At 63.7% G+C, this 21,950-nt stretch carries 15 protein-coding genes, 1 other RNA gene and 2 pseudogenes; 9 read left to right on the forward strand and 9 right to left on the reverse strand.

Annotated elements, in window-relative coordinates; translation table 11 throughout:
• Nucleotides 1-8: 8 nt before the first annotated feature.
• Entirely contained in the window at nt 9-2,636 is a 2,628-nt protein-coding gene (gene acnA, locus ACHMW6_RS09885; RefSeq protein WP_395406926.1) for an aconitate hydratase AcnA, read from the forward strand.
• A complete protein-coding gene (locus tag ACHMW6_RS09890; RefSeq protein WP_395406927.1) occupies nt 2,627-3,316 on the forward strand; it encodes a hypothetical protein in 690 nt (229 codons plus the stop codon). Before acnA ends, ACHMW6_RS09890 begins: the two co-directional genes overlap by 10 nt.
• On the opposite strand, the gene ACHMW6_RS09895 is transcribed toward ACHMW6_RS09890, so the two are convergent.
• Genes ACHMW6_RS09895 through ACHMW6_RS09905 form a run of 3 tightly spaced genes read right to left on the reverse strand, consistent with a single transcriptional unit; the run spans nt 3,313 to nt 6,193 of the window.
• Complete coding sequence (locus tag ACHMW6_RS09895) at nt 3,313-4,383, reverse strand: isocitrate/isopropylmalate dehydrogenase family protein (RefSeq protein WP_395406928.1); 1,071 nt, start codon at nt 4,381-4,383, stop codon at nt 3,313-3,315. The two genes, ACHMW6_RS09890 and ACHMW6_RS09895, sit on opposite strands and share 4 nt — an antisense overlap.
• A gap of 2 nt (nt 4,384-4,385) precedes the next feature.
• Nucleotides 4,386-4,811 (reverse strand): cupin domain-containing protein, encoded by a 426-nt coding sequence (locus tag ACHMW6_RS09900; protein WP_395406929.1) that lies wholly within the window; start codon nt 4,809-4,811, stop codon nt 4,386-4,388.
• An 11-nt stretch (nt 4,812-4,822) separates the two neighbouring features.
• Nucleotides 4,823-6,193 (reverse strand): NAD-dependent succinate-semialdehyde dehydrogenase, encoded by a 1,371-nt coding sequence (locus tag ACHMW6_RS09905; protein ID WP_395406930.1) that lies wholly within the window; start codon nt 6,191-6,193, stop codon nt 4,823-4,825.
• A gap of 124 nt (nt 6,194-6,317) precedes the next feature.
• Here ACHMW6_RS09905 and ACHMW6_RS09910 point away from each other — a divergent pair, with 124 nt between their 5' ends.
• Nucleotides 6,318-7,181: a GntR family transcriptional regulator gene (locus tag ACHMW6_RS09910; protein ID WP_395406931.1), complete on the forward strand. Its 864-nt coding sequence runs from the start codon at nt 6,318-6,320 to the stop codon at nt 7,179-7,181.
• 6 nt (nt 7,182-7,187) lie between these two features.
• Here ACHMW6_RS09910 and ACHMW6_RS09915 read toward each other — a convergent pair whose 3' ends face one another.
• The 3 genes from ACHMW6_RS09915 to ACHMW6_RS09925 form a co-directional block, all read right to left on the reverse strand.
• Nucleotides 7,188-7,583, reverse strand: coding sequence for a 4-oxalocrotonate tautomerase family protein (locus ACHMW6_RS09915; RefSeq protein WP_395406932.1), 396 nt, complete (start codon nt 7,581-7,583; stop codon nt 7,188-7,190).
• Nucleotides 7,584-7,619: 36 nt separating this feature from the next.
• Nucleotides 7,620-8,327, reverse strand: coding sequence for an SDR family oxidoreductase (locus tag ACHMW6_RS09920; RefSeq protein WP_395406933.1), 708 nt, complete (start codon nt 8,325-8,327; stop codon nt 7,620-7,622).
• Between the two features lie 110 nt (nt 8,328-8,437).
• Nucleotides 8,438-11,902, reverse strand: coding sequence for an EAL domain-containing protein (locus tag ACHMW6_RS09925; RefSeq protein WP_395406934.1), 3,465 nt, complete (start codon nt 11,900-11,902; stop codon nt 8,438-8,440).
• Nucleotides 11,903-12,133: 231 nt separating this feature from the next.
• Here ACHMW6_RS09925 and ribBA point away from each other — a divergent pair, with 231 nt between their 5' ends.
• The 3 genes from ribBA to nusB are packed head-to-tail and all read left to right on the forward strand — an operon-like array spanning nt 12,134 to nt 14,259.
• Nucleotides 12,134-13,243 carry a bifunctional 3,4-dihydroxy-2-butanone-4-phosphate synthase/GTP cyclohydrolase II gene (gene ribBA / locus ACHMW6_RS09930; protein WP_395406935.1) on the forward strand — a complete coding sequence of 370 codons (1,110 nt, stop codon included), beginning with the start codon at nt 12,134-12,136 and terminating at the stop codon, nt 13,241-13,243.
• 34 nt (nt 13,244-13,277) lie between these two features.
• The gene (gene ribH, locus ACHMW6_RS09935) at nt 13,278-13,766 is read left to right on the forward strand and encodes a 6,7-dimethyl-8-ribityllumazine synthase (protein ID WP_395406936.1); all 489 of its coding nucleotides are present in this window, start codon (nt 13,278-13,280) and stop codon (nt 13,764-13,766) included.
• A gap of 22 nt (nt 13,767-13,788) precedes the next feature.
• Entirely contained in the window at nt 13,789-14,259 is a 471-nt protein-coding gene (gene nusB, locus ACHMW6_RS09940) for a transcription antitermination factor NusB (RefSeq protein WP_395406937.1), read from the forward strand.
• 140 nt (nt 14,260-14,399) lie between these two features.
• On the opposite strand, the pseudogene ACHMW6_RS09945 reads toward nusB, so the two are convergent.
• Nucleotides 14,400-15,768: pseudogene (locus ACHMW6_RS09945) on the reverse strand (IS3 family transposase).
• Nucleotides 15,769-15,847: 79 nt separating this feature from the next.
• Complete coding sequence (locus ACHMW6_RS09950) at nt 15,848-16,762, reverse strand: transglycosylase SLT domain-containing protein (protein WP_395406938.1); 915 nt, start codon at nt 16,760-16,762, stop codon at nt 15,848-15,850.
• Nucleotides 16,763-17,236: 474 nt separating this feature from the next.
• Between ACHMW6_RS09950 and ubiD the strand changes: the two genes are divergently transcribed.
• Entirely contained in the window at nt 17,237-18,721 is a 1,485-nt protein-coding gene (gene ubiD / locus ACHMW6_RS09955; protein WP_395406939.1) for a 4-hydroxy-3-polyprenylbenzoate decarboxylase, read from the forward strand.
• Nucleotides 18,722-18,737: 16 nt separating this feature from the next.
• Nucleotides 18,738-18,836: signal recognition particle sRNA small type (ffs, locus tag ACHMW6_RS09960), an RNA gene on the forward strand.
• Nucleotides 18,837-18,844: 8 nt separating this feature from the next.
• On the opposite strand, the gene ACHMW6_RS09965 is transcribed toward ffs, so the two are convergent.
• Entirely contained in the window at nt 18,845-19,504 is a 660-nt protein-coding gene (locus ACHMW6_RS09965) for a DUF2987 domain-containing protein (RefSeq protein WP_395406940.1), read from the reverse strand.
• Nucleotides 19,505-19,599: 95 nt separating this feature from the next.
• Between ACHMW6_RS09965 and ACHMW6_RS09970 the strand changes: the two are divergent.
• A pseudogene (locus ACHMW6_RS09970) lies at nt 19,600-21,925 on the forward strand (DNA polymerase III subunit gamma/tau).
• Nucleotides 21,926-21,950 lie beyond the last annotated feature (25 nt).

The following is a 21,950-nucleotide window of genomic DNA, read 5'->3' on the forward strand; positions in this document are numbered from 1 at the left end:
AGTGCATCATGAAAACCACGTTCGAAACCACAACGATTGCCGTAAGCGGTAATCATTATCAGGTCGTTGACCTGCCTTCCAGCGGTGGTGAGCGCCTCTGGTGCTTGCCCTATGTGCTGCGTATATTGCTGGAAAATACAATCCGCAATGCACGCGGCGCCGAGCGCGAAGCGGCGGTTACCGCCATCTTCGGCTGGCTGGAGCGCGGCACCAGCGAAGCCGAAATCGCCTTCCAGCCGGGCCGCGTGCTGATGCACGACACCACGGCCACGCCGGCCCTGGTGGATATCGCCGCCATGCGCGACGCGCTGGCTGAGGCGGGCGCCGATCCCGCGCGGCTGAAGCCCGCCTTGCCGGTGGACGTGTCGGTTGACCATTCGCTGGCAGTGGAAGCGTTCGCGCAGCCGGGCGCCGCGGCGGTCAACCTGGAATGGGAAATGCGCCGCAACGCGGAGCGTTACCGCTTCCTGCGCTGGGCCTCGAAGGCGCTGGACGGGGTGCGCATCCACCCGCCTGGCACCGGCATCATGCACACACTGAACCTGGAGCAGCTGGCGACAGTGGTTGCCGTGCAGCCGGACCCCGATGGCGGCTTGCCATGGGCCGTGCCGGACACGCTGATCGGCACCGACAGCCACACGCCCATGATCAACGGCATCGGCGTATTGGGCTGGGGCGTCGGCGGACTGGAAGCGCAGACCGTGATGTTCGGCATGCCGACCATGCTGCGCATTCCGGACGTTGTCGGCGTGCGCCTGACGGGCAGGTTGCGCGCGCCCGCCTTGTCCACCGACCTCGCTCTGGCCGTCACGCAGTGCCTGCGCGCGCTGGATGTGACGGGAGATTTCGTTGAATTCATCGGCCCCGGCGTTTCCACGCTGACGGCGGGCGACCGCGCGGTGGTGGCGAATATGGCGCCCGAATACGGCGCCACTACTGGTTATTTCGCGATCGACCTGGAAACCCTGGCCTATCTGCGCGCCACCGGCCGCAGCGAGGAGCAGATCGCGCTGGTGCATGGTTATGCGCGGCGTACCGGCTTGTGGCATGAGCCGGACCGCGAAGCGCGCTACACGCGCGTGCTGGAAATCCGCCTGGACGATATTGGCGTGTCCGTCGCCGGGCCCGCACGTCCACAGGACCGCATGCCGCTGGCGCAAATGGCGGCATCGGTGCGGGCGCAGCCCCTCCCTGCGCCTGAGCTTGTGGACCACGGTGCGTCCGCGCTGCCGCAGTATCCGGTGGCGATCGCCGCCATCACCAGCTGCACCAATACCTCGGATCCGCGCCTGCTGGTGGCCGCCGGCCTGCTGGCGCGCAAGGCACGGGCACTGGGCCTGCACGCCGCCCCGTGGGTCAAGACTTCGCTGGCGCCCGGCTCGCCGGCCGCCGCCTCCTACCTGCGCCGTGCTGGCCTGCTGGACGAATTGCAGGCGCTGGGCTTCGGCATCGTCGGCTACGGCTGCACCACCTGCATCGGCAATTCCGGCGCCCTGACGGCGCCGGTGCGCGCGGCGCAGGAGGCGGGCGGCGTGAAGCCGGTGGCCGTCCTGTCAGGCAACCGCAACTTCCCCGGCCGCGTGCATCCGGAGCTGGAGCTGGGCTACATCATGTCGCCGCCGCTGGTGGTCGCCTATGCCATTGCTGGCGATGCCGCACGCGACCTGGCGACCGAGCCGCTGGGCGTGGACGGCACCGGCCGTCCGGTACATCTTGACGAACTGTGGCCCGGCAGCGAAGAGATCGAGCGCTGCCTGCGCATCGCGGGCGACCCCGCCGACTTCCCGCGCGACTTTGCGCAAGCGGGACGCAACCCCGCATGGCACGGCATGGACGCGCCGGACAGTCCGCGCTTCCCTTGGGACCCGGCGTCAAACACCTTGCAGCGTCCACCATTCGCCTCGGCGCAGCAAGGCAGCCTGCTTGGCAGCTATGCGGCCTATCCGCTGCTGGTGCTGGGCGACGACGTCACGACCGACCATATTTCGCCGGCCAGCGCGGTTCCGCCCAACAGCCTGGTGGCCGATTACCTGGTGCAGCGCGGCGAGCAGCGCAACGACCTCAATGTGTTCGCCTCGCGCCGCGGCAACTGGCAGGTGATGCTGCGCGCGGCCTTCCACAGCCGCATGCTGGTCAACCACCTGCAAAGCGCGCTGCCTCTTGCCCATACGCTGCATGTGCCGTCCGGCGAGGTGCTGCCGATCTGGAAAGCGGCAAAGCGTTACCAGGACGAAGGCGACAGCGTGGTGCTGGTGGCCGGCGAGCGTTACGGCACTGGCTCATCGCGCGACTGGGCGGCCAAGGGCTTGCGTCTGCTGGGCGTGCGCGCCGTGCTGGCCGTCAGCTTCGAACGCATCCACCGCTCGAACCTGATCGGCATGGGCATCCTGCCGCTGCGGATTCCGGCCGATGCGCTGTCCGGCGCACGCGCGCTGTCGCCTGGCGACCGCATCGAAATCTCGGTCGACGCAGCCATGCTCCGGCCGCGCATGGCGTTGCCGGTGCGCGTTCTGCGCAGCGATGGCAGCGCCGAGACCTTCGAGGCCACGGCGGCGGTGGAGACTGCGCTGGAAATTTCGCTGCTGGAGAAGGGCGGCGTGATGCCATCCATCCTGCGGGAGGCTTTATGCGGCTGATTGCCGCCGCATTGCTGGCCTGTGCTGGCGCGGCAGCGGCGCAGGATGCGCGCTGGGAAGTCATCGCGGGATCGGAAGCGGAGCACAGCAGCGAAGGCTGGCGCATCGCCGTGCCCAAGACGGAGCTCAAGTACCAGTGGTCGCCGCGTCTTGAACTGGGTGTGGAGGTTTCGTGGATCGAGGCGCGGCCGACGGGCGCACCCACCAGTTCCGCGCTGAGCGCGGGCACTTTGGCAGCCAAATACCAGCTGCTGCCGGAGGATGCAGGCTTCGGCTTCGCGCTGGCGCCGGAGTTTGCGCGCCGTCTTTCCCGCGCATCGGTGCGGCGCGGCATCGCCTCCGAAAACCAGGAATACCTGCTCGGCACGGAAACCGTGTTCGCCATCGGACGCACGGAAGTTGAAATCAAGGCGGGACGAAATTTCGTCGAGCGCCAGCCGGACGAATGGACTTTCGAGCTGAAGGTGACCGATCCCTGCATGTCGCGTGTCGATTGCATCGTCAATGCGGAACGCAAGCTGGCCTCCAACGATGAAGGCCAGACCCTGCTGCGCCTGGGCGTGGATGTGGAGCTTGGTCGCGGCGTCTATTTGCGCCTGCTGGGCGGACGCGAAATCGGTCCGCGCACGCCCGGACAGGTGGACCGCACTTTCGAGGCGGCCCTGAAACTCTTCTTTTAAGCAGCGAGTCGCGCGGCCACTTCACGGCCGAAGGCGCGCGTGCCCATGCCGCCGCCCAAGTCACCGGTACGGCTGGCCGGGTTTTCCAGCACGGCGTCCACCGCGGCGTGGATCGCGTCGCCAGCCTGGTTCAGCGCCGGCTGCCCGTGATGCTCGCCCAGCCACTGCAGCAGCATCGCCACGGACAGGATCATCGACGTGGGATTGGCCTTGTCCATGCCCTGGATGTCGGGCGCCGACCCATGCTGGGCCTGGGCGCAGCACTGGAGGTCGCCGGCCATCACCGAGCCCGCCAGGCCAAGGCTGCCGGACAGTTCGCTGGCCAGATCGCTCAGGATGTCGCCGTAGAAGTTGGTGGCCACCAGCACATCGAAGCGCTCCGGATTGCGCACCAGGTGGGCAGTGGACGCGTCGACCAGCAGCTCATCCAGCTGCACTTGGGGGAATTCCGCAGCGACCGTGCGCACCGCTTCCAGGAAGAGGCCATCGGTCATGTGGAAGCTGTTGGCCTTGTGGATGGCCGTGACTTTCTTACGCCGCTTCATCGCCAGTTCGAAGGCGCGGCGCGCGATGCGCTCGCTGCCGTGGCGCGTGATCTTGCGCACGGAGAGGGCCATGTCCGGCGAGGGCATCATCTCGCCCCAGCCCAGGGCCATATTGCGGTCCGGGTAGAAGCCTTCCGTCGCTTCGCGCATGATGACGAGGTCCATCTGTTTACCGGCACGCATATTCGAAGGCAGGAAGCTGCGCGTGCGGGCTGGGCGGGCGTTGGCATATAGGTCCAGGCCCACGCGGAAGGCGGCGGATACATTGCGGCCGCCTTCCGCCGGCTTTGGGTAGTCCGCGTGCGAAATGGTGCCGAGGATGATGCCTTCGTAGCCGCGGGCCTTTTCCAGCAGCGCGTCGGTCAGCGTGGTGCCATGGCATTGCAGGCTGGCGAAGCCTACCTCGTCGTGATCGAATTCGAGGCCGAGGCGAAAGGCATTGTTGGCGCTGTGCAGGACGTCGAGTGCAGCCGCGGTAATTTCGGGGCCGATGCCATCGCCGGGAAGAACGAGAATACGCATGATCAGGCTTTCTTGTGATGTTCAAGGGATACTGGGTTGGTCTGGCCGCTGTCGCGCAGGGAGCGCGTTGCGTTGGCGTTCGCATAGATCCACAGGATCTTCATCGGCTTCGTCGAAGAGATGTTGCGGAAGCGGTGCATGACGTTAGCGGGAATGTAGGTGGTGTCGAGCGGCTGCAGCGGATGCTCCTGGCCGTCGATATCCATCACCGCTTCGCCTTCCAGCAGCACCACACTCTCCTCGCAGTTATGGCAGTGGAAGGGAATCGCCACGCCGGCCTCGAATTCCGTAATGCCTGTGATGAAACTGCCGGCACCCAGCGAGGGTGCGACCAGCGGAGTGGTGCGCGCGCCGCCGCCGCGGTCAAAGGCAGGCAGGTTCGATGGCCGCAGCAGCGCGGCGTTGGAAGGTGTTCTGAGTATGGACATGCAGGGTTCCTTTATACGGCAGGGCCGATCCAGACGGTTTTCACATTTGTGAACTCGCGCGCGCCAAAGGCGCCCAGCTCGCGGCCATAGCCCGACTGTTTGATGCCGCCGAAAGGCAGGCGTGCGTCCGAGGCGACCATGCCGTTGACGAAGACCGCGCCCGCTTCGATGCGCCGCACCAGCACGCGGGCGCGATCGAGGTCGGCGGTCCACAGGGCGGCGCCGAGGCCGAATTCGGTGGCATTCGCAAGGCGCACCGCTTCGTCCGCATCCTTTACCCGGATGATGGCAGCCACCGGGCCGAAGGTTTCCTCGCGTGCGGCCGGCATGTCCGGCGTGACGTGGTCGAGCAGGGTGGGGGGATAGAAGGCGCCGGGGCCAGTCGGCATCTTGCCGCCCAGGCGCAGCCGGGCGCCAGCGGCCACCGTGCGTTCGACCTGGCTATGCAGGTCTGCGCGCAGATTGCTGCGCGCCATCGGGCCCATTGTCACGCCTTCGGCCAGCGGGTCGCCGGTGACGATGGCTTGCGCCAGCCTTTCGAAGTGCGCCACGAAGCGGTCCGCCACCGATTGCTCTACCAGGAAGCGCTTGGAGGATATGCAGCTCTGTCCCGCATTCTGGTAGCGCGCGCGTACGGCCGTCAGCGCGGCCTGTTCGATATCGGCATCGGCCAGCACGATGAAGGGATCGGAGCCGCCCAGTTCCAGCACCTGCTTCTTCAGTGCGCGGCCCGCCTGCGCCGCCACCTTTTTGCCGACCTCCGTGGAGCCGGTCAGCGTGACGGCGGCAATGCGCGGATCGTCGATCAGGCCGGCCACGCGGCTGGAATCGATCAGCACAGTGTTCACCAGACCGGATGGGAAGCCAGCCTCCTGGAAGGCACTTTCCAGCGCGAGCGCGCACTGCGGCACATTGTTGGCGTGCTTGAGCACCGCGCCATTGCCGGCCGCCAGGGCGGGAGCGGCAAAGCGGATGAACTGCCAGAAGGGGTAATTCCAGGGCATCACGGCCAGCACCACGCCGAGCGGATCGAATACCACCTTGCTGTCGGAAGCATTGCTTTCCACGGTCATGTCGCCAAGGTAGCGCGGCGCGGATTCGGCGTAGAACTCGCAGGTCCACGCGCATTTCTCGATTTCGGCCGTAGCTTCGGCCACGGGTTTGCCCATTTCCAGCGTGATCAGGCGGGCGTATTCGGCTTTGCGGATGCGCAGCACGCGGGCCGCTTCGCGCAGCATGCGGGAACGTTCGGCGAGGGGACGCAGGGCCCACTCAGCTTGCGCGGCGGCGGCGCGGTCGAGGATGGCGTTCAGCTGGGAGGGCGTGTGCTGGTCGAATTCGGCCAATGTGGCGCCGGTGGCCGGGTTGATGGATTCAATCATGGCGGATCTTTTCGGGTTTTGAATGAGTGGTATTTTATACGTTCAAAATACCACGTCAACGCATTTCTTGGCTGATCGGTGGTTTTTTGTCTTATCATTGAGCCGTTATTACTTCGGAGCAGTTATGGCGAGCCAGGTCGCGGACCAGCTGGTTGTCAGCATCAAGGAACACATCGTGGCGCGGCAGCTGGCGCCGGGGACGCGCTTGTCCGAACGGGGACTGGCGGAACAGTTCCGCGTGTCGCGCTCGCCCGTGCGGGAAGCGCTGAAGAAGCTGGAAGAGAATGCGATCGTGCTGAAGCAGCCGGAGGGCGGCTATGTGGTGGGCGAAACGCCACCGGAGACGCCATCGGAAGAAGAGGGCGCTTCACGCGAGGAAGAGATTTACCTGCGGATCGCACAGGACCGCCTGGCGGGCGAGCTGCCGGAGCGCTTCACGGAAAACCAGATGATGCGCCGCTATGGCGTCACTCGTGCGGTGCTCAACAACATCCTGCGCCGCATGGCGCAGGAGGGCTGGGCGGAACGGCTGATGGGGCATGGCTGGGCCTTCCTGCCGACGCTGTCGTCCAGCGAGGCCTACAACCAGGGCTACCGCCTGCGCATCGTGCTGGAACCGGCGGCCCTGCTGGAGCCGGGCTACCGGCTGAACGAGAAGGAATTGCGGCGCTGCCTGCAGGAGCAACAGGCGCTGCTCGACGGCGGCATCGAAACGGCGTCGCCGGCGCATATCTTCGATGCCAACTCGCGATTGCATGAAGTGATTGCCGGATTTTCCGGCAACGCGTTCATCGTCGACGCGCTGCGGCGGGTGAACCGGCTGCGGCGGCTGATGGAATACAAGAAGGATGTGGACCGTGTAGCGTCCGCACGGCGCTGCCGCGAGCACGTGCGGTTGATCGAACTGCTGCTGAGCGGGAAACGGGAAGAGGCGGCGGACTATCTGCGCCTCCACCTGCGCGACGCCGCCCGCGAAAAGGCCGACTGACTGGTGCTATTGCTCGTCCGGCGTCCAGTCCGGGCTGTAGCCGCCCAGCGTGGGGTGGTACATCTCGTCGCCCGTGTGCTGGGTGAATTCGACGTTGAGACGGTCTTCGCGCAGGCCCAGGATCTCGACGCAATGCGCGCACAGAGCCTGCGCCACGGCCATGCGCAGTTCGGGCGGCCGGCCTTTGCGGATGTCCAGCATCATCAGGGACACCGGCTCCGGCTCGCCGCCTTCCTCCGTGATCCGCCACACGCCGCCCTCGCCCAGTTCGCGAATGGCCACGCTGATGCGGCGGATATCGACAGTCATCATCCGGGCATAAGTCTCGCTCATCTTCGCTGCGAGCAGCTTCTTGGTCTCGGCCGGGTAATGGCCGTTCACATCGAGTTGAAGATAGGGCATGGGACTCTCCGGATGATGGTGTACTCAGCTTAAGCTTCAGCTGCGCGGCGCCCCCAAGTATGCACCACGCTCGGCGCGCAGGCCCATGCGGACCTGGCGGGCGATATCGTCCGCCAGCACTTCATCTTCACCGGCTTCCAGGCCTTCGAAGATGATGCGGGCCACGTCTTCCGGCCTGGCTTTCGGCGCATCGATACCGGCGGTCATGTCGGTATCCATATAACCCATGTGGGCGCCGACCACGCGCGTGTTCTGCGCCGCCAGTTCGCCGCGCAGGCCATTGGTCACGGCCCAGGCAGCGGCCTTCGACGTGCTGTAAGTGCCGGTGGAAGGGAGGCTGATCCAGCTCAGGGCCGACAGGATATTGATGATCGCGCCGCCGCCATTCTGCTTCAGGATCGGCGCGAAGGCATTGCTCAGCGCCATCGGACCGACTACGTTGGTCTCGAATTCCGCGCGCAGCTTGTCGATGCTGCCTTCGCCGACGACCGGGCTGCCGGTTGCAATGCCGGCATTGTTGACCAGGATGCTCACGTCTCCGAGATCGCGCGCCAGGGCGGCCACGCTGGCCGGATTGGTCACGTCCAGCTGCACCGGCGTCACGCCCGGCAGGGTCACGGCCGACGCATCGCGCGCCGCGCCATAAACCTTTTTCGCGCCTGCAGCCAAAGCGGCTTTCGCCAGGGCCAGGCCCAGACCACGGTTAGCGCCAGTGACCAGAACGACGGAATCCTTGATTTTCATTTTTACAGCTCCTTGAGGTTTTAAATTGCGAGTGCAATCAATATGACTCAATCATAGCGCTCACAATTAATAAGTCAAGCAAAATTTTGGGGTCAGATCTGACCCCGAGGTTAGCCGGTGCGGCGTTCGGCGGGGGGATGGCGCTGGAGGTCGGCTTCGTCAAAGGCGGCGCGGATGACAGCTTTGAGTTCTTCGTCGTCCCAGGGCTTGCTGAGGAAGCGCCAGACGGCGCCGCGGTTGATGGCGTCCGTGACCGTTTCCAGGTCGGCGAAGCCGGAGAGGACAATGCGCACCGTTTTCGGATACAACTCGCGCGCCCGCGCCAGGAATTCGGTGCCGCTGATCTCGGGCATGCGCTGGTCGGCCATCACGACTTGCACGTCGTTGGCCGCCAGCAGTTCCAGCGCTTCGCGCGCATTGTCGGCGACCAGGATGCGGTAGCCCTCGCGCCGGAACAGTCGTACCAGCGAATAGAGCACGTTCTGTTCATCGTCCAGCAGCAGCAGGGTGCGGTTGGGCAGCAGGGCCAGGTTGTCCTGCTGCAGAGTGCGCTGTTCGCGCAGCAGCGCGGCCAGCCCGTCCGCAGGCAGGGGACGGCTGAACAGGTAGCCCTGGATCTTGTCGCAGCCTATGCTGCGCAGGAAATTCAGCTGGCCCTGGGTTTCCACACCCTCGGCCACCACGGTCAGCTTCAGGCCATGGGCCAGCGCGATGGTGGCCTGGGCGATGGCGGCGCTGCGCGGTTCGCTCGTGATGTCGCGCACGAAGGCCTGGTCGATCTTGAGCTTGTCCAGCGCGAAGCGGGACAGGTAGCTCAGCGAGGAATAGCCGGTGCCGAAATCGTCCAGTGCAATCGAGACGCCGATGCCGGCCAGCTCGGCCAGCTGCGCCTGGGTGTAGTCGCTGTCTTGCATCATCACGCTTTCGGTCAGCTCCAGCTCAAGGAAGCGAGCGTCCAGGCCACTGGCCTGCAGGGCTGCGCGCACCACGTCCGGCAGGTCGCCCGCAGCGAACTGGCGTGCCGACACATTCACGGCCACGCGGTGCGGCGCCAGTCCCGCATGCTGCCAGGCCTTGTTCTGCCGGCAGGCCTGCTCGATGACCCAGTTGCCAATCGAGAGAATGAGTCCGGTATCCTCGGCCAGCGGAATGAAGTCGGCGGGCGACACGGCGCCCAGTTCCGCGCTGTTCCAGCGCAGCAGCGCCTCCATGCCATTCATGCGCCCATCGGCCAGCGACACCTGCGGCTGGTAATGCAGCTCCAGCTCATTGCGCTCGAGCGCGCGCCGCAGCTGGTTTTCCATGCCCACCCAGCGCAGCGCGTGCGTGTTCATCTCCGCCGTGAAGAAGCGGAAACTGCTGCGGCCACTTTCCTTGGCACGCGCCAGCGCTACGTCCGCGCCCACCAGCAGGGCGCCAGGCGTGGCGCCGTCGCGCGGATAAAGGCTGATGCCGATGCTGGCGGTGACGATCGCGTCGTGCCCATCCAGCTGCACCGGTTGCGATACCTGCTCCAGCAGGCGCCGGGCGACAACGATCACATCGTCGATACCCTTGCAGCGCGTGAGCACGAGGGCGAATTCGTCCGATCCCAGATGGGCCAGCGTATCGCCCGGTCCCACCAGCAGATTCATGCGCTGCGCGAGCCGCTGCAGCAGCCGGTCGCCCGCCTGGCGGCCAAAGGCATCATTGATGCGCTGCAGGCGGTCGATATTAAACAGCAGCAGCGTTACCAGCTCGCTGCCGTGCTCCGCCGTGCTCATGGCCAGCTGCAGGCGGTCATTGAGCAGGTTGCGGTTGGGGAGCAGGGTGAGGGCGTCATGGGTGCTGAGGAAGTCCAGCTGATGGTGCGCTTCTTTCAGGTCGCTCAGGTCGGTCGAGACGGAAACATAGGCGCTGACCTGGTTCCTTGAATCCCGCACGGTTGAAATGCTCATGCGCTTGGGGTAGACCTGGCCATTCTTGCGGCGATTCCAGATCTCGCCGCGCCACTGGCCATCGCGCGCCAGGCTGTCCCAGATCTCCTTGTAGAATTCCGCGTCGTGCCGGCCCGAGCGCAGCATGCGCGGATTCTGTCCCAGCACCTCCTGCTCGCTGTAGCCCGTGATCTGTTCGAAGGCGGGATTGACGGCGATGATTTTTGCATCCGCATCGGTGATCATGATGCATTCCTGCGTATTGTCGAACACCTGGGCGGACAGGCGCAGGCGGTCCTCCAGCGCTCGCCGCGCGGTGGTGTCGCGCAGGATGGCGGTGAACAGCTGCTCGCCTTCCACATTCGCCATCGACAGCGCCAGTTCGGCGCAGAATTCTTCGCCGCTGCGCTTCAGGCAGAACACCTCCACGATGCGGCCGCTATACAGGCGCTGCTGCGTTTGCCGGTAGCGCTCGACCCGATGCTGATGTTCGGCGCGCGAGCGTTCGGAGATCAGCACGGTCACTTCGCGGCCCAGCATTTCCTGCTCGGTGTAGCCGAACATGTATTCGGCCGCGCTGTTAAAGTGCAGCACGCGCTGGTTGACGTCGAGACCAATGATGGCGTCCGGCGCCGACTGGGTCATGGCGCGGAAGCGCGCTTCGTTGGCGCGCAGGGCTACGTCCGCCAGGCGGCGCGCGGTCGCTTCCAGTTGCAGCTGGGCCGCGTGGCGCTGCACGGTGGCGTACAGCGAACTGTTTTCATAGGCTACCGCGAGCTGGGCGGACAGCATCTGCACGATCTGGCTGTCCTCCGCCGTGAAGCGCGAGCCCTCGCTGCGATTGGCCACATACAGCCAGCCGTACAAATGCACCGCGTCGCGTACCGGCAATCCAAGCAGATTACGCACCGGCGGATGGCCGGGCGGCATAACGGGTGGCGTGCCGCCGTCGCCGCCCTGGTTCAGCGGCCCCGGTTCATGCAGCAGGCTGGTAGGGAAGCCGGGCTGCGTCAGGATGGCCGTTTGCAGAACCACCGCGGGCACGCCGTGCGCCTGCACCAGGTGGGCGTTGTCGGTGACGGGATCGAGCAGGCACAGGGCGGCGATCTCCGCCTCCATGATATCGGCCGCCGCTTCGCAGAACAGGCGCGCCATCGATGTGCTGTCACGCTCGCCCTGCAGGCGCAGGCTCAGCTGGTGCAGCGCCGCCATGCGTTCCAGCGCGCTGCGTGGCCCGGTGCGCCCGATGTCGCGCGGCAGAGCGGCGGGCGGGGGCGCATTGGCCGGCTGCTGTTCGCCCAGTTCGAAGGCCACCGCGTCCAGGATGGCCTGCGGGTCGGACGGCTTGGGCAGCACCGTGCGCACACCGGCGCTCAGGGCCATGGCGCGCATTTCGGCCACGGAGTAGGTGGCGCTGAAAAAGATCACGGGGGTGGAGCACAGCTCCGCCGTGGCGCGCAGGCGCTGTACGAACTCGTAGCCGTCCATGGTGGGCATCAGGATATCGGTGACCACCAGATCGGGACGGTGCTTCATTGCCAGTTGCAGGGCCTGGGCCCCATCATTGGCCTGCAGCAGGGTGTGCTCGGTGAAACTGAGAAGCGTCAGCAGATAATCCCGGTTGCTGGCGCGGTCATCGACGATCAGGATGGTTGCCATAGTGCGCTAAGTTCCCCCGGGTGATGGCTGATGCTACTCCGGCGCCTTCCCTGCGGGCGCACGGCTGTCTGGTGTTGGCTGATCATAAATCCTCGTTGCCGCGCACGCCAATTTGTTTCTTGGTGAATTGCTGTATTTGACAATCTTTATTGCGCCAGAGGCAGAGGCTCGGCCGGCCGGCGCCAAATCCTTTAAAATAACGGGTTAACAAGAAACCTAGGGATACTGAACATGTCTATTTCCAGCACCGAAGAAATCGTCGCCGAACTGCGCGCCGGCCGGATGGTGATCCTGGTCGATGAGGAAGACCGCGAGAACGAAGGCGACCTCGTGCTTGCAGCCGACTTCGTGACGCCGGAAGCCATCAACTTCATGATCAAGCACGCACGCGGCCTGGTCTGCCTGACGCTGACCGAAGAACGTTGCGACCAGCTCGACCTGAGCATGATGACCAGCCGCAACGGCACCTCCTTCGGCACCAACTTCACGGTGTCGATCGAAGCGGCCGAGGGCGTGACCACCGGCATTTCGGCGGCCGACCGCGCCAAGACCATCCAGGTGGCGGCAGCGAAGAATGCCAAGCCGTCGGACATCGTCCAGCCCGGCCACATCTTCCCGCTGCGCGCGGTCAAGGGTGGCGTGCTGATGCGCGCCGGCCATACCGAGGCAGGCTGCGACCTGACCGCGATGGCGGGCCTGACGCCGGCTTCCGTGATCTGCGAAATCGTCAAGGACGACGGCACCATGGCGCGCCTGCCGGACCTGCTGGATTTCGCCCAGGAGCACAACCTGAAGATCGGCACGATTGCCGACCTGATCCACTACCGCAGCCAGAATGAATGCATGGTGGAGCGCGTGGCCGAGCGCCCGCTGCGCACCGCCTTCGGCGATTTCCGCATGATCGCCTTCCGCGACACGCCGAGCGGCGCGGCCCACCTGGCCCTGGTGCACGGCGATCCGAAACCGGGCGTGGAAGCGCTGGTGCGCGTGCACCAGCCGGTGTCCATCCTCGACCTGCTGGAAACCGAAGCCACCACCCACTCCTGGAACGTGTCGTCCTCGCTGAAGGCGATCAAGGAGGCGGAGTCGGGCGTGATGGTGTTGCTGAACTGCGGCGAAACGGCGGAACAGCTGTTCGGCCAGCTGGAAGCGCTGCAAAAGGACCAGCGTCCGACCGGCCGTGCTGCTACGATGGACCTGCGCAGCTACGGTATCGGCGCACAGATCCTGCGTGCGGTCGGCGTTTGCAAGATGAAGCTGCTGGCCAGCCCGCGCAAGATGCCGTCGATGACGGGCTTCAACCTGGAAGTGACCGGCTACATGGCCAAGCCTGCCGCCTGAGCGCGGTTTAACCCAACTGAACAAGAGGACCACCATGACCATTGGTAGCTACGAAACCAACCTGTCCGGCGAAGGCCTGCGCATCGGCATCGTGCAAGCCCGTTTCAACGAAGATGTGTGCCACGGCCTGCTGTCGGCCTGCCTGCAGGAGCTCAAGCACCTGGGCGTTGCCGATGAAGACGTGCTGCATGTGACCGTGCCGGGCGCGCTGGAAATCGCGCTGGTGCTGCAAAAGATGGCCGAGTCCAACCAGTTCGACGCGCTGATCGCGCTGGGCGCCGTGATTCGCGGCGAAACCTACCACTTCGAGCTGGTGTCGAACGAATCGGGCGCCGCTATTACCCGCGTGGGCCTGGACTATTCGATTCCTATCGCCAACGCCGTGCTGACTACCGAGAACGACGAGCAGGCTGAAGTGCGCATGGCCGTGAAGGGCGCCGACGCGGCGCGCGTGGCTGTCGAGATGGCCAACCTGTCGATCGCACTGGAAGAACTGCACCAGGATGCAGGCGACGACGAATAATTACCGTAGAAAGCTTTAAAAGATGACTGATAAATCCGTGCATGCCAACCCGAGCAAGAACCGCACGCCGCGCCACCGCGCGCGCGAGTTCGCGCTGCAGGGCCTGTACCAATGGCTGCTGAACAATGAAGAATCGAACAAGGTGCTCGCCAATATCCGCGGCGCCCACGGCTTCGACAAAGCGGACGGCGAATATTTCTCCGACCTGCTGCGCGGCACGATTGCGCAATCCGTCGAACTGCGTGAATCGTTTACACCGCTGGTGGACCGCGGCGTGGGCGAGCTGTCGCCGATCGAGCACGCCGTGCTGCTGCTGGGCGCTTACGAGCTGAAGAACCAGCTTGAAATCCCGTACCGCGTGGTGATCAACGAAGCCGTGGAACTGACCAAATCCTTCGGCGGCATTGACGGCCACAAGTACGTCAACGGCGTCCTCGACAAGCTCGCCGCCCAACTCCGCGCCGACGAAGTCGCCGCCGACAAGAAGCGCTAAATCCTTTTTCGGGGGTCAGGCACTAAATGTTACATGAGCTCGCTTGCAAAGCGAGCTCATGTAACATTTAGTGCCTGACCCCCAAAAGCAAAAAAGCCACCGCGATGAACTGACCCCAAATAGTTGGACGATTTAGTTTGTTAGGCTGCCGAGGGCTGAGTCCTGTATTGCACAGGGCTCAGCCCTTTTAGTTTCAGTTTGATGCGGTCGTGATTATAGTAGTGGATGTATTTCTTGAGTCCTTCCTTCAGTTCCTCGACGCTGCTGAATTTGTTGAGGTGGAAGAATTCCGACTTCAGTATGGCAAAGAAGCTCTCCATCGCGGCGTTATCAAGGCAATTCCCTTTGCGTGACATACTTTGTTGTACCCCCTTGCAGCGTAATGCACGTTGATATGCGGGCATGCGATATTGCCACCCCTGGTCTGTGTGCAGCAGAGGTTTGTCGCTGGCTTTGAGCTTGGCCAATGCCTTCTTGAGCATGGAGCCCACCAGTTCATACACTGGGCGCGTGGCCGTCTCGTAAGCGATGATTTCTCCGTTGTACAGGTCCATGACCGGCGACAGGTAAAGCTTATCTCCCGCGACGTTAAACTCCGTCACATCCGTCACCAATTTCTGTTTTGGCGCCTTCGCTTCGAACTGCCGCTGCAGCACGTTGGCAGCAGCATGCCCCACTTCTCCTTTATACGATCGGTATTTCTTGGGACGCACCAACGACTTGAGGCCCAGCAGCGTCATCTGACGTTGCACGGTCTTGTGGTTGATCGTCTGGCCAGAATTTCGGATGGCCAGTGTGATGCGCCGATAGCCATAGCGCCCCTTGTGGCTGGCGAAAATGGATCGAATCTGCCGCTTCAACGCCTGATGCTTGTCCTCCACCTGAGCGCGCTTCTGCTGATAGTAAAACGTACTGCGTGCCAAGCCAGCGACCTTGAGCAAGCCTGCGAGGGGAAAGTGCTGCCTTAGTTCATGCACTACTTGCGCTTTTTGCGCGCAGTTGCCCGCTGCATCTGCTGTTCCTGAACTAAGGCTTTCAACTTTTTTAGGTACGCGTTCTCCATGCGCAGTTGATTCACTTCCGCGAGCAGTTCTTCGCGGGTTCGAGATTCATCATCAACTGGAGGTTGGTCCTGAGGAGGGAGTGGGTCTGGCATTTTCTGGGGCGGCCACGCTGGCGCGGCGTTAAGGCATCTATACCGCCACTATGATAGCAGCGCTCCCAGCTGGAGAGGCTGCCAGGACTACGAATGTTGAACGTGGCAGCGGCTTGCTCAAATGACAGCTCGTTGTCCCACATATGCTGCAAAATCGCGACCTTCTGATGCGGGCTGAATGACGTATGTTTCCTCTCCAACCCCGCGACACCATGCATTTTGAACAAGCCCACCCAACGCTTAACGTGAGCATGATTGACGCCGTGCTGCTTCCCAAGTGATTTGAAGCCAATGAAGCCTGCCAGGTATTGCTGGACAACTTCCAGCTTGAATTGTGTTGTGTGCTTCGCCAATGAAAAAAACCCGGAAGTTGGTGTCCAACTTTCGGGGTTCAGTTCAGCGAGGTGGCTTTTTTTACGTCCGTAGGGAGGATCAGAGGCCGGCGAGCTGCTCGGGGGTGACTTTGACCTTGTCGTTGCTGGCAACGGCGGTTGCCTGCTGCTTGGCGACAGGGGCGGCCGCGGCGAGCACTGGGGTGATCGTCGGGACTTTCTTGCCGGCGGAGACCTGCTTCAGGCGGTTGTACTCAGCCATCACGCGAGAGCCGTAACCATCGTCCGTTTCGAAGGCGCCTGCGCCGACGTAGGATTTCAGGCCCGCTTCCACGGAGCCGCCCTTGGCGACGTAATCCTTCAGGATCAGCGCGCCGACGCGGATATTGGCTACCGGGTTCAGCGCAGCCTGCACGCCGCCCATGTCCTGGAACTTCTCGGTGTGGACCTTGGACATCACCTGCATCAGCCCCTGTGCGCCCATCGGCGACTCGGCAAACGGATTCAGGCCCGATTCGATGGCCATCACGGCCAGGATCAGCAGCGGGTCCAGCTTGATTTCACGCGCCGTCAGGTAGGCGGTGGAAACCAGCATATTGGTGGCGTCGCCGGCCACGCGGTAGCGCTTGGAAAGCCAGCTGGTGACGAATTCCTGCTGTTTCCTGGTGCCCATCAACGCCTTTTCGTCGGACGTCGGGGTGGCCTCAGGAGCAGCCACAGCAGCCGTTTTGGCTACGGCCGGTGCTTCCATCAGTTCGGACAGCGGCGGCACGCTCACAATGGGCGTTTCCTGCACGGTTTCACCGACCAGGGTCTTGCTCAGCGAGACAGCCAGGTCAGGGCGGAAATACAGTACGCCGATCATGACCAGCGCGGTGATACCAAAGATGCTCATCGTGTGATGAGCGGTGGCCAGCAGGCCACGAGCCGAAATGCGTGACGCAGACAGGAGCGCCGCTGGCTGGCTGGCCAGGGTGCGGGCGGCAGAAGCCAGCCCAGTCAGTCGATTGTTCATAGAACTCCCCTGAAATGTAAGTCAAAAGCGTACCCGCTGCGTGCGATCGCAGTCTTCGACGTGCCAATGTCGTTACATCAGTGTTATCTTCGTCAGCCGGCGCACTGTGCGTGCCGCTGGTTGACGCCATCATTGTTTGCTTGAGCTGGTCGATCTATGGGGACCAGTTGCAATACAACTTTTCTCCGGGAGGGAAGGCAGACGCCTTGCGAAAAACACTCCTTAAAATGTCATGTGGAGCCCGGACTCCGTGAAATGTAATGAGGACAATTTATGTTGGCGAAGTAGCCATATCCTCATCAAGTAGGTCAAATTGTAGAAGCCGCATTATACGCCGTCAATACTAACGCGAACGTTTCTTATTACTTTTGAGTATGATTTTTCCATGTGTCAGTTGGCAAAAACCAATAAAATCAACCACTTGTTCAAAAGTGCTCAGCTAGCGTGTTGGGTGCAAAAAAATCGTAAAAAAATATGAAGTACACCGATCTGCGTGATTTTCTTTCCCAATTGCAAGCAAAAGATGAGCTGAAGCGCATTTCTGTGCCAGTTTCGCCACACCTTGAAATGACGGAAGTGTGCGATCGCACCCTCCGCGCGGCCGGACCCGCAATTTTGTTCGAAAAACCAGCCGGTTTTGACATTCCCGTGCTCGGCAATTTGTTCGGCACCCCGCGCCGGGTCGCGCTCGGCATGGGCGCCGACGATGTGAGCGAATTGCGCAAGATCGGGCACGTATTGGCGCAGTTGAAGGAACCGGAGCCGCCCAAGGGTTTCAAGGATCTGATGGGCATGGGTTCCCTGGTCAAGGCCGTCTGGGATATGTCGCCGAAAGAGCTGCGCGGCGCGCCCTGCCAGGAAATCGTGTGGGAAGGGAATGACGTGGACCTGGGCCGCCTGCCCATCCAGCATTGCTGGCCCGGCGACGTGGCGCCTCTTATTACATGGGGCCTGGTCATTACCAAGGGCCCGAACAAGAAGCGCCAGAACCTGGGCATCTACCGCCAGCAGGTGCTGGGTCCTGATAAAGTGATCATGCGCTGGCTGGCCCACCGCGGCGGCGCGCTGGACTTCCGCGAGCACTGCATCCGCAACCCCGGCCAGCCTTATCCGGTGTGCGTGGCGCTGGGCGCGGACCCGGCTACCATCCTTGGCGCCGTCACGCCGGTGCCGGATACCCTGTCTGAATATCAGTTTGCCGGCCTGCTGCGCGGCAGCCGTACTGAATTAGTAAAGGCGATCGGCAGCGAGCTGCGCGTGCCGGCGTCCGCCGAGATCGTGCTGGAAGGGCATATCTATCCGGACCAGAACCATCCCTCCGGCTACGAGCATGCGCTGGAAGGTCCATACGGCGACCATACCGGCTATTACAATGAGCAGGACTGGTTCCCCGTCTTCACGATCGACCGCATCACGATGCGCCGCGATCCTATATATCACTCCACCTACACCGGCAAACCGCCCGATGAGCCGGCGGTGCTGGGCCTGGCACTGAACGAAGTCTTCGTGCCGCTGCTGCAAAAGCAGTTCACCGAAATCACGGACTTCTACCTGCCGCCGGAAGGCTGCAGCTACCGCATGGCCGTGGTGCAAATGCGCAAGCAGTACGCGGGCCACGCCAAGCGCGTGATGTTCGGCGTGTGGAGCTTCCTGCGCCAGTTTATGTATACCAAGTTCATCGTGGTGGTGGACGAAGACGTGAACATCCGCGACTGGAAGGAAGTGATCTGGGCCATCACCACCCGTGTCGATCCGACCCGCGATACCACGCTGGTCGACAACACCCCCATCGATTACCTGGACTTCGCCTCGCCGGTGAGTGGCCTGGGCAGCAAGATGGGCATCGACGCGACCAATAAATGGCCGGGGGAAACCAGCCGCGAATGGGGCACGACCATCACCATGACGCCCGAAGTGAAAGCACGGGTGGACGATATTTGGCAGCAGTTAGGTTTATAGCCTATAATTGCGCCCGGGCGGGCCCCTGCGCATTGCGGCACGGTTAACCTGGTCAGGTCGGGAACGAAGCAGCCAAAGCTGTTCACCGCAAGTGCCGCAGATCAGGCTCGCCTCCTTATTCTTCTACTCGTCAAGCTCCGCTTCCTGCGGACGCGCCGTGACCACCATCAGCGGATTTTCCTTCTGCAACGCGCTGTCCAGCGCAAGGTGGATTTCATTTTTCCCATCGGTGGACAGCTGTTTAGGGCCGCCCTTGGCCTGAATGGTCAGCTGCGCCGGCTTGTCGAATTTCAGCGTCACGCCTTTCAGCGTCGGGAAGAATACGCGGGCGATGCCGGCCAGCTTGCCGATCATATTGTTCGATTGCGGCACGCTGTCCATCAGGGCGTTGTACTGCCACTGCTGGCCGTCGGGCACGATGGCGTCCATGCCCTGGGCAATCTGCACTTTTTCGCCCGAGGGCTGGGTGGTGACGATCTTCGCATCTTCCGACAGCCACTTCGGGTTCAGCGCCAGGCGCAGGCGGCCATCGGCGCTCACGGGCAGCGGCGTGCGGCCGCCGGAGTGCACCACGGTCAGGTTGAAGTCGGTGGCTTTCAGCGCCTTGTTGGCGGGCTTGAGCAGCACATAGTAGTCGAGCTTGTCGCGCTCGGTGGCGGGCAGGGCGTAGAACTTGTCGAGCCGCATGGCGTCAACCAGCTTCTTATAGGGCGCCCATTCGCGCTCCTGCGCGGCGGCGAGGCTGGACGCGGCCAGCAGGGTGATCAGCAGCAGCTTTTTCATTGTCAAAAAATTAAAGTGTAATTGATGAGCTCCCATTTTGCCAATGTTGGCTAATGTTGTCCGCAGTGCTCGCCAACTACGGTAAAATCGCGCACATGTCCTATCAAGTCCTCGCTCGCAAATACCGTCCCCGGAACTTTGAAACGCTCGTCGGCCAGGAGCACGTCGTGCGCGCGCTCACGCATGCGCTGCATACGGGGCGCCTGCACCATGCCTACCTGTTCACGGGCACGCGCGGTGTCGGCAAGACCACCTTGTCGCGCATTCTGGCCAAGTCCCTGAATTGCGTCGGGCCAGACGGCTCGGGCGGCATCACCGCCACTCCTTGCGGCGTTTGCGAAGCCTGCACCGCCATCGACGGCGGCCGCTTCGTGGACTATATCGAGATGGACGCGGCGTCCAACCGCGGCGTCGACGAGATGGCGCAGTTGCTGGAGCAGGCGGTGTATGCACCGTCGAATGCACGCTATAAGGTCTATATGATCGACGAGGTGCACATGCTCACCAACCACGCCTTCAACGCGATGCTGAAGACGCTGGAAGAACCGCCCGAGCACGTGAAGTTCATCCTCGCGACGACGGACCCGCAAAAGATTCCGGTGACCGTGCTGTCCCGCTGCCTGCAGTTCAACCTGAAGCAGATGCCGCCGGGGCATATCGTCGGCCACCTTGAAAACATCCTGGGCCAGGAGAACGTGCAGTTCGAGCAGCCGGCCTTGCGCCTGCTGGCGCAGGGCGCGCACGGTTCGATGCGCGATGCGCTGTCGCTGACCGACCAGGCAATTGCCTATGCCGCCGGCGCGGTGACGCTGGATGCGGTGCAGGGCATGCTCGGTGCGCTGGACCAGTCCTACCTGGTGCGCCTGCTGGATGCGCTGGCCAATCGAGATGGCGCTGACCTGATGGCGGTGGCCGACGAGATGGCGACGCGTTCGCTGTCCTATAACGGCGCCTTGCAGGACCTGGGCACCTTGCTGCACCGGATCGCGCTGGCCCAGACCGTGCCGTCCGCCGTGCCTGCGGACCTGCCTGAATATAACGATATTGTGCGCCTGGCTTCCCAATTCGATGCGGAAGAAGTGCAGCTCTATTATCAGATCGCGGTCCACGGACGCAATGAGCTGGGCCTCGCGCCGGACGAATATGCCGGGTTCTCCATGACCCTGCTGCGCATGCTGGCCTTTCGGCCCGGCGTCGGCGGGGCAGAGGGCCTTCCGGCCAGCGCCCCGGTAGCGGCGCGTCCCGCCGGACCTAATCCGGCCCGCGCCGGCTGCTGCCGCTGCTGCCGCTGCGCCGGCCCAGGCTGCGCCTTCCGTTGCAGCTTCCGCTGCCGTCGCCGACCGCGCCAGCGTTCCCGTTCCGCCGCCTCCGCCTGCCGCTGCCGCTCCGGCGCCCGCACCGGTTGCGCCTGCGCCGGCCCCCGCGCCTGCGCCGGCTCCCGCTGCTGCCGCCGGCAAGCCGCTAAGCCCTGCTCGCGCTGCGATCAACGCCGCGCTGGAAGCCGCACGCGCCGCCTCCGCTGCAAGGACCGGTGCGCGTCCTGCCGCGCCGCGCCCAGCGCCGGCGCCTGAACCCGCGCCATCCGCGCCCGCGCCGTCTGCACCCGGCCCCGCCATGCAGGCCGCCGGCGCAGCGTCTGCGCAATCGCCGGCTGCATCGGCTGGCGCTGCGTTCACTGCACAGGCCACGTCCCCTCAGGCGGCCGCTCGCGGGCCTGCGCCGTGGGAAGATGCAGCGCCGGGCAGTATGGGCGACGCCGCCGTGCTGGAAGCTCCGCCGCAAGTACAGGTCCAGCCGCGTCCCGCCGCCGCGCAACCGGCCGTCGCGAAGCCGCAGCAGGATGACGACCTGCCGCCCTGGGTAACCGAATTCTCGGACGACAGCGCCGTCCCCGCCGGTCCGTCGCATATCGGCGCCGATCCCGGACAGCCCGCTGCCGCGCCCTCTGCAGCGCCGCAGCAGCGTGCCCCGGCCCAGGCCAGGCCGCCGTACGAATACGTGATCACGCCGGTCCCGCAATTGAGCTGGGATGGCAACTGGCCGCTGCTGGCCGCCCATTTGCCGCTGCGCGGCGTGTCGCAGCAGCTGGCGACCCAGGCCGAACTGGTGAGCGTCACTTTCGACGGCAATATGGCGGTGTTCCGCCTGCGCTGCCCGATCGACACCTGGAGCACGCCGGCCAACGTGGAAAAACTGACCGTGGCGCTGAGCGAGCGCTTCAACCACCCAATGCGCGTCGATGTGGAACTGGGCAAAGCCTGGTACACCACCAGCGCCGAAGCGCAAGTCCACCGCGAAGCCTGCCAGCGCGCGGCCGAAGAAACGGTGGCCAACGACCCATTCGTAAAAAGCATGGTGCGCGATTTCGGCGCCTTCATCGTCCCCGGCTCCATCGTAGCCCCGATGACGCCCGCGCATTAACGTTATACTTACCCCAATACGGAGA

Origin of the sequence: Pseudoduganella sp. UC29_106 (assembly GCF_044055365.1) — a bacterium.
Lineage (GTDB): Bacteria > Pseudomonadota > Gammaproteobacteria > Burkholderiales > Burkholderiaceae_D > Rugamonas.

Excerpts from the sequence above, each read along its gene's own strand:
- ACHMW6_RS09890 (WP_395406927.1), top strand. The coding sequence starts at position 2,627 with ATGCGGCTGATTGCCGCCGCATTGCTGGCCTGTGCTGGCGCGGCAGCG.
- ACHMW6_RS09950 (WP_395406938.1), bottom strand. The coding sequence starts at position 16,762 with ATGAACAATCGACTGACTGGGCTGGCTTCTGCCGCCCGCACCCTGGCC.
- ribH (WP_395406936.1), top strand. The coding sequence starts at position 13,278 with ATGACCATTGGTAGCTACGAAACCAACCTGTCCGGCGAAGGCCTGCGC.
- ACHMW6_RS09925 (WP_395406934.1), bottom strand. The coding sequence starts at position 11,902 with ATGGCAACCATCCTGATCGTCGATGACCGCGCCAGCAACCGGGATTAT.
- ACHMW6_RS09910 (WP_395406931.1), top strand. The coding sequence starts at position 6,318 with ATGGCGAGCCAGGTCGCGGACCAGCTGGTTGTCAGCATCAAGGAACAC.
- ACHMW6_RS09905 (WP_395406930.1), bottom strand. The coding sequence starts at position 6,193 with ATGATTGAATCCATCAACCCGGCCACCGGCGCCACATTGGCCGAATTC.
- acnA (WP_395406926.1), top strand. The coding sequence starts at position 9 with ATGAAAACCACGTTCGAAACCACAACGATTGCCGTAAGCGGTAATCAT.
- nusB (WP_395406937.1), top strand. The coding sequence starts at position 13,789 with ATGACTGATAAATCCGTGCATGCCAACCCGAGCAAGAACCGCACGCCG.
- ribBA (WP_395406935.1), top strand. The coding sequence starts at position 12,134 with ATGTCTATTTCCAGCACCGAAGAAATCGTCGCCGAACTGCGCGCCGGC.
- ACHMW6_RS09915 (WP_395406932.1), bottom strand. The coding sequence starts at position 7,583 with ATGCCCTATCTTCAACTCGATGTGAACGGCCATTACCCGGCCGAGACC.
- ACHMW6_RS09965 (WP_395406940.1), bottom strand. The coding sequence starts at position 19,504 with ATGAAAAAGCTGCTGCTGATCACCCTGCTGGCCGCGTCCAGCCTCGCC.
- ACHMW6_RS09895 (WP_395406928.1), bottom strand. The coding sequence starts at position 4,383 with ATGCGTATTCTCGTTCTTCCCGGCGATGGCATCGGCCCCGAAATTACC.
- ACHMW6_RS09900 (WP_395406929.1), bottom strand. The coding sequence starts at position 4,811 with ATGTCCATACTCAGAACACCTTCCAACGCCGCGCTGCTGCGGCCATCG.
- ubiD (WP_395406939.1), top strand. The coding sequence starts at position 17,237 with ATGAAGTACACCGATCTGCGTGATTTTCTTTCCCAATTGCAAGCAAAA.
- ACHMW6_RS09920 (WP_395406933.1), bottom strand. The coding sequence starts at position 8,327 with ATGAAAATCAAGGATTCCGTCGTTCTGGTCACTGGCGCTAACCGTGGT.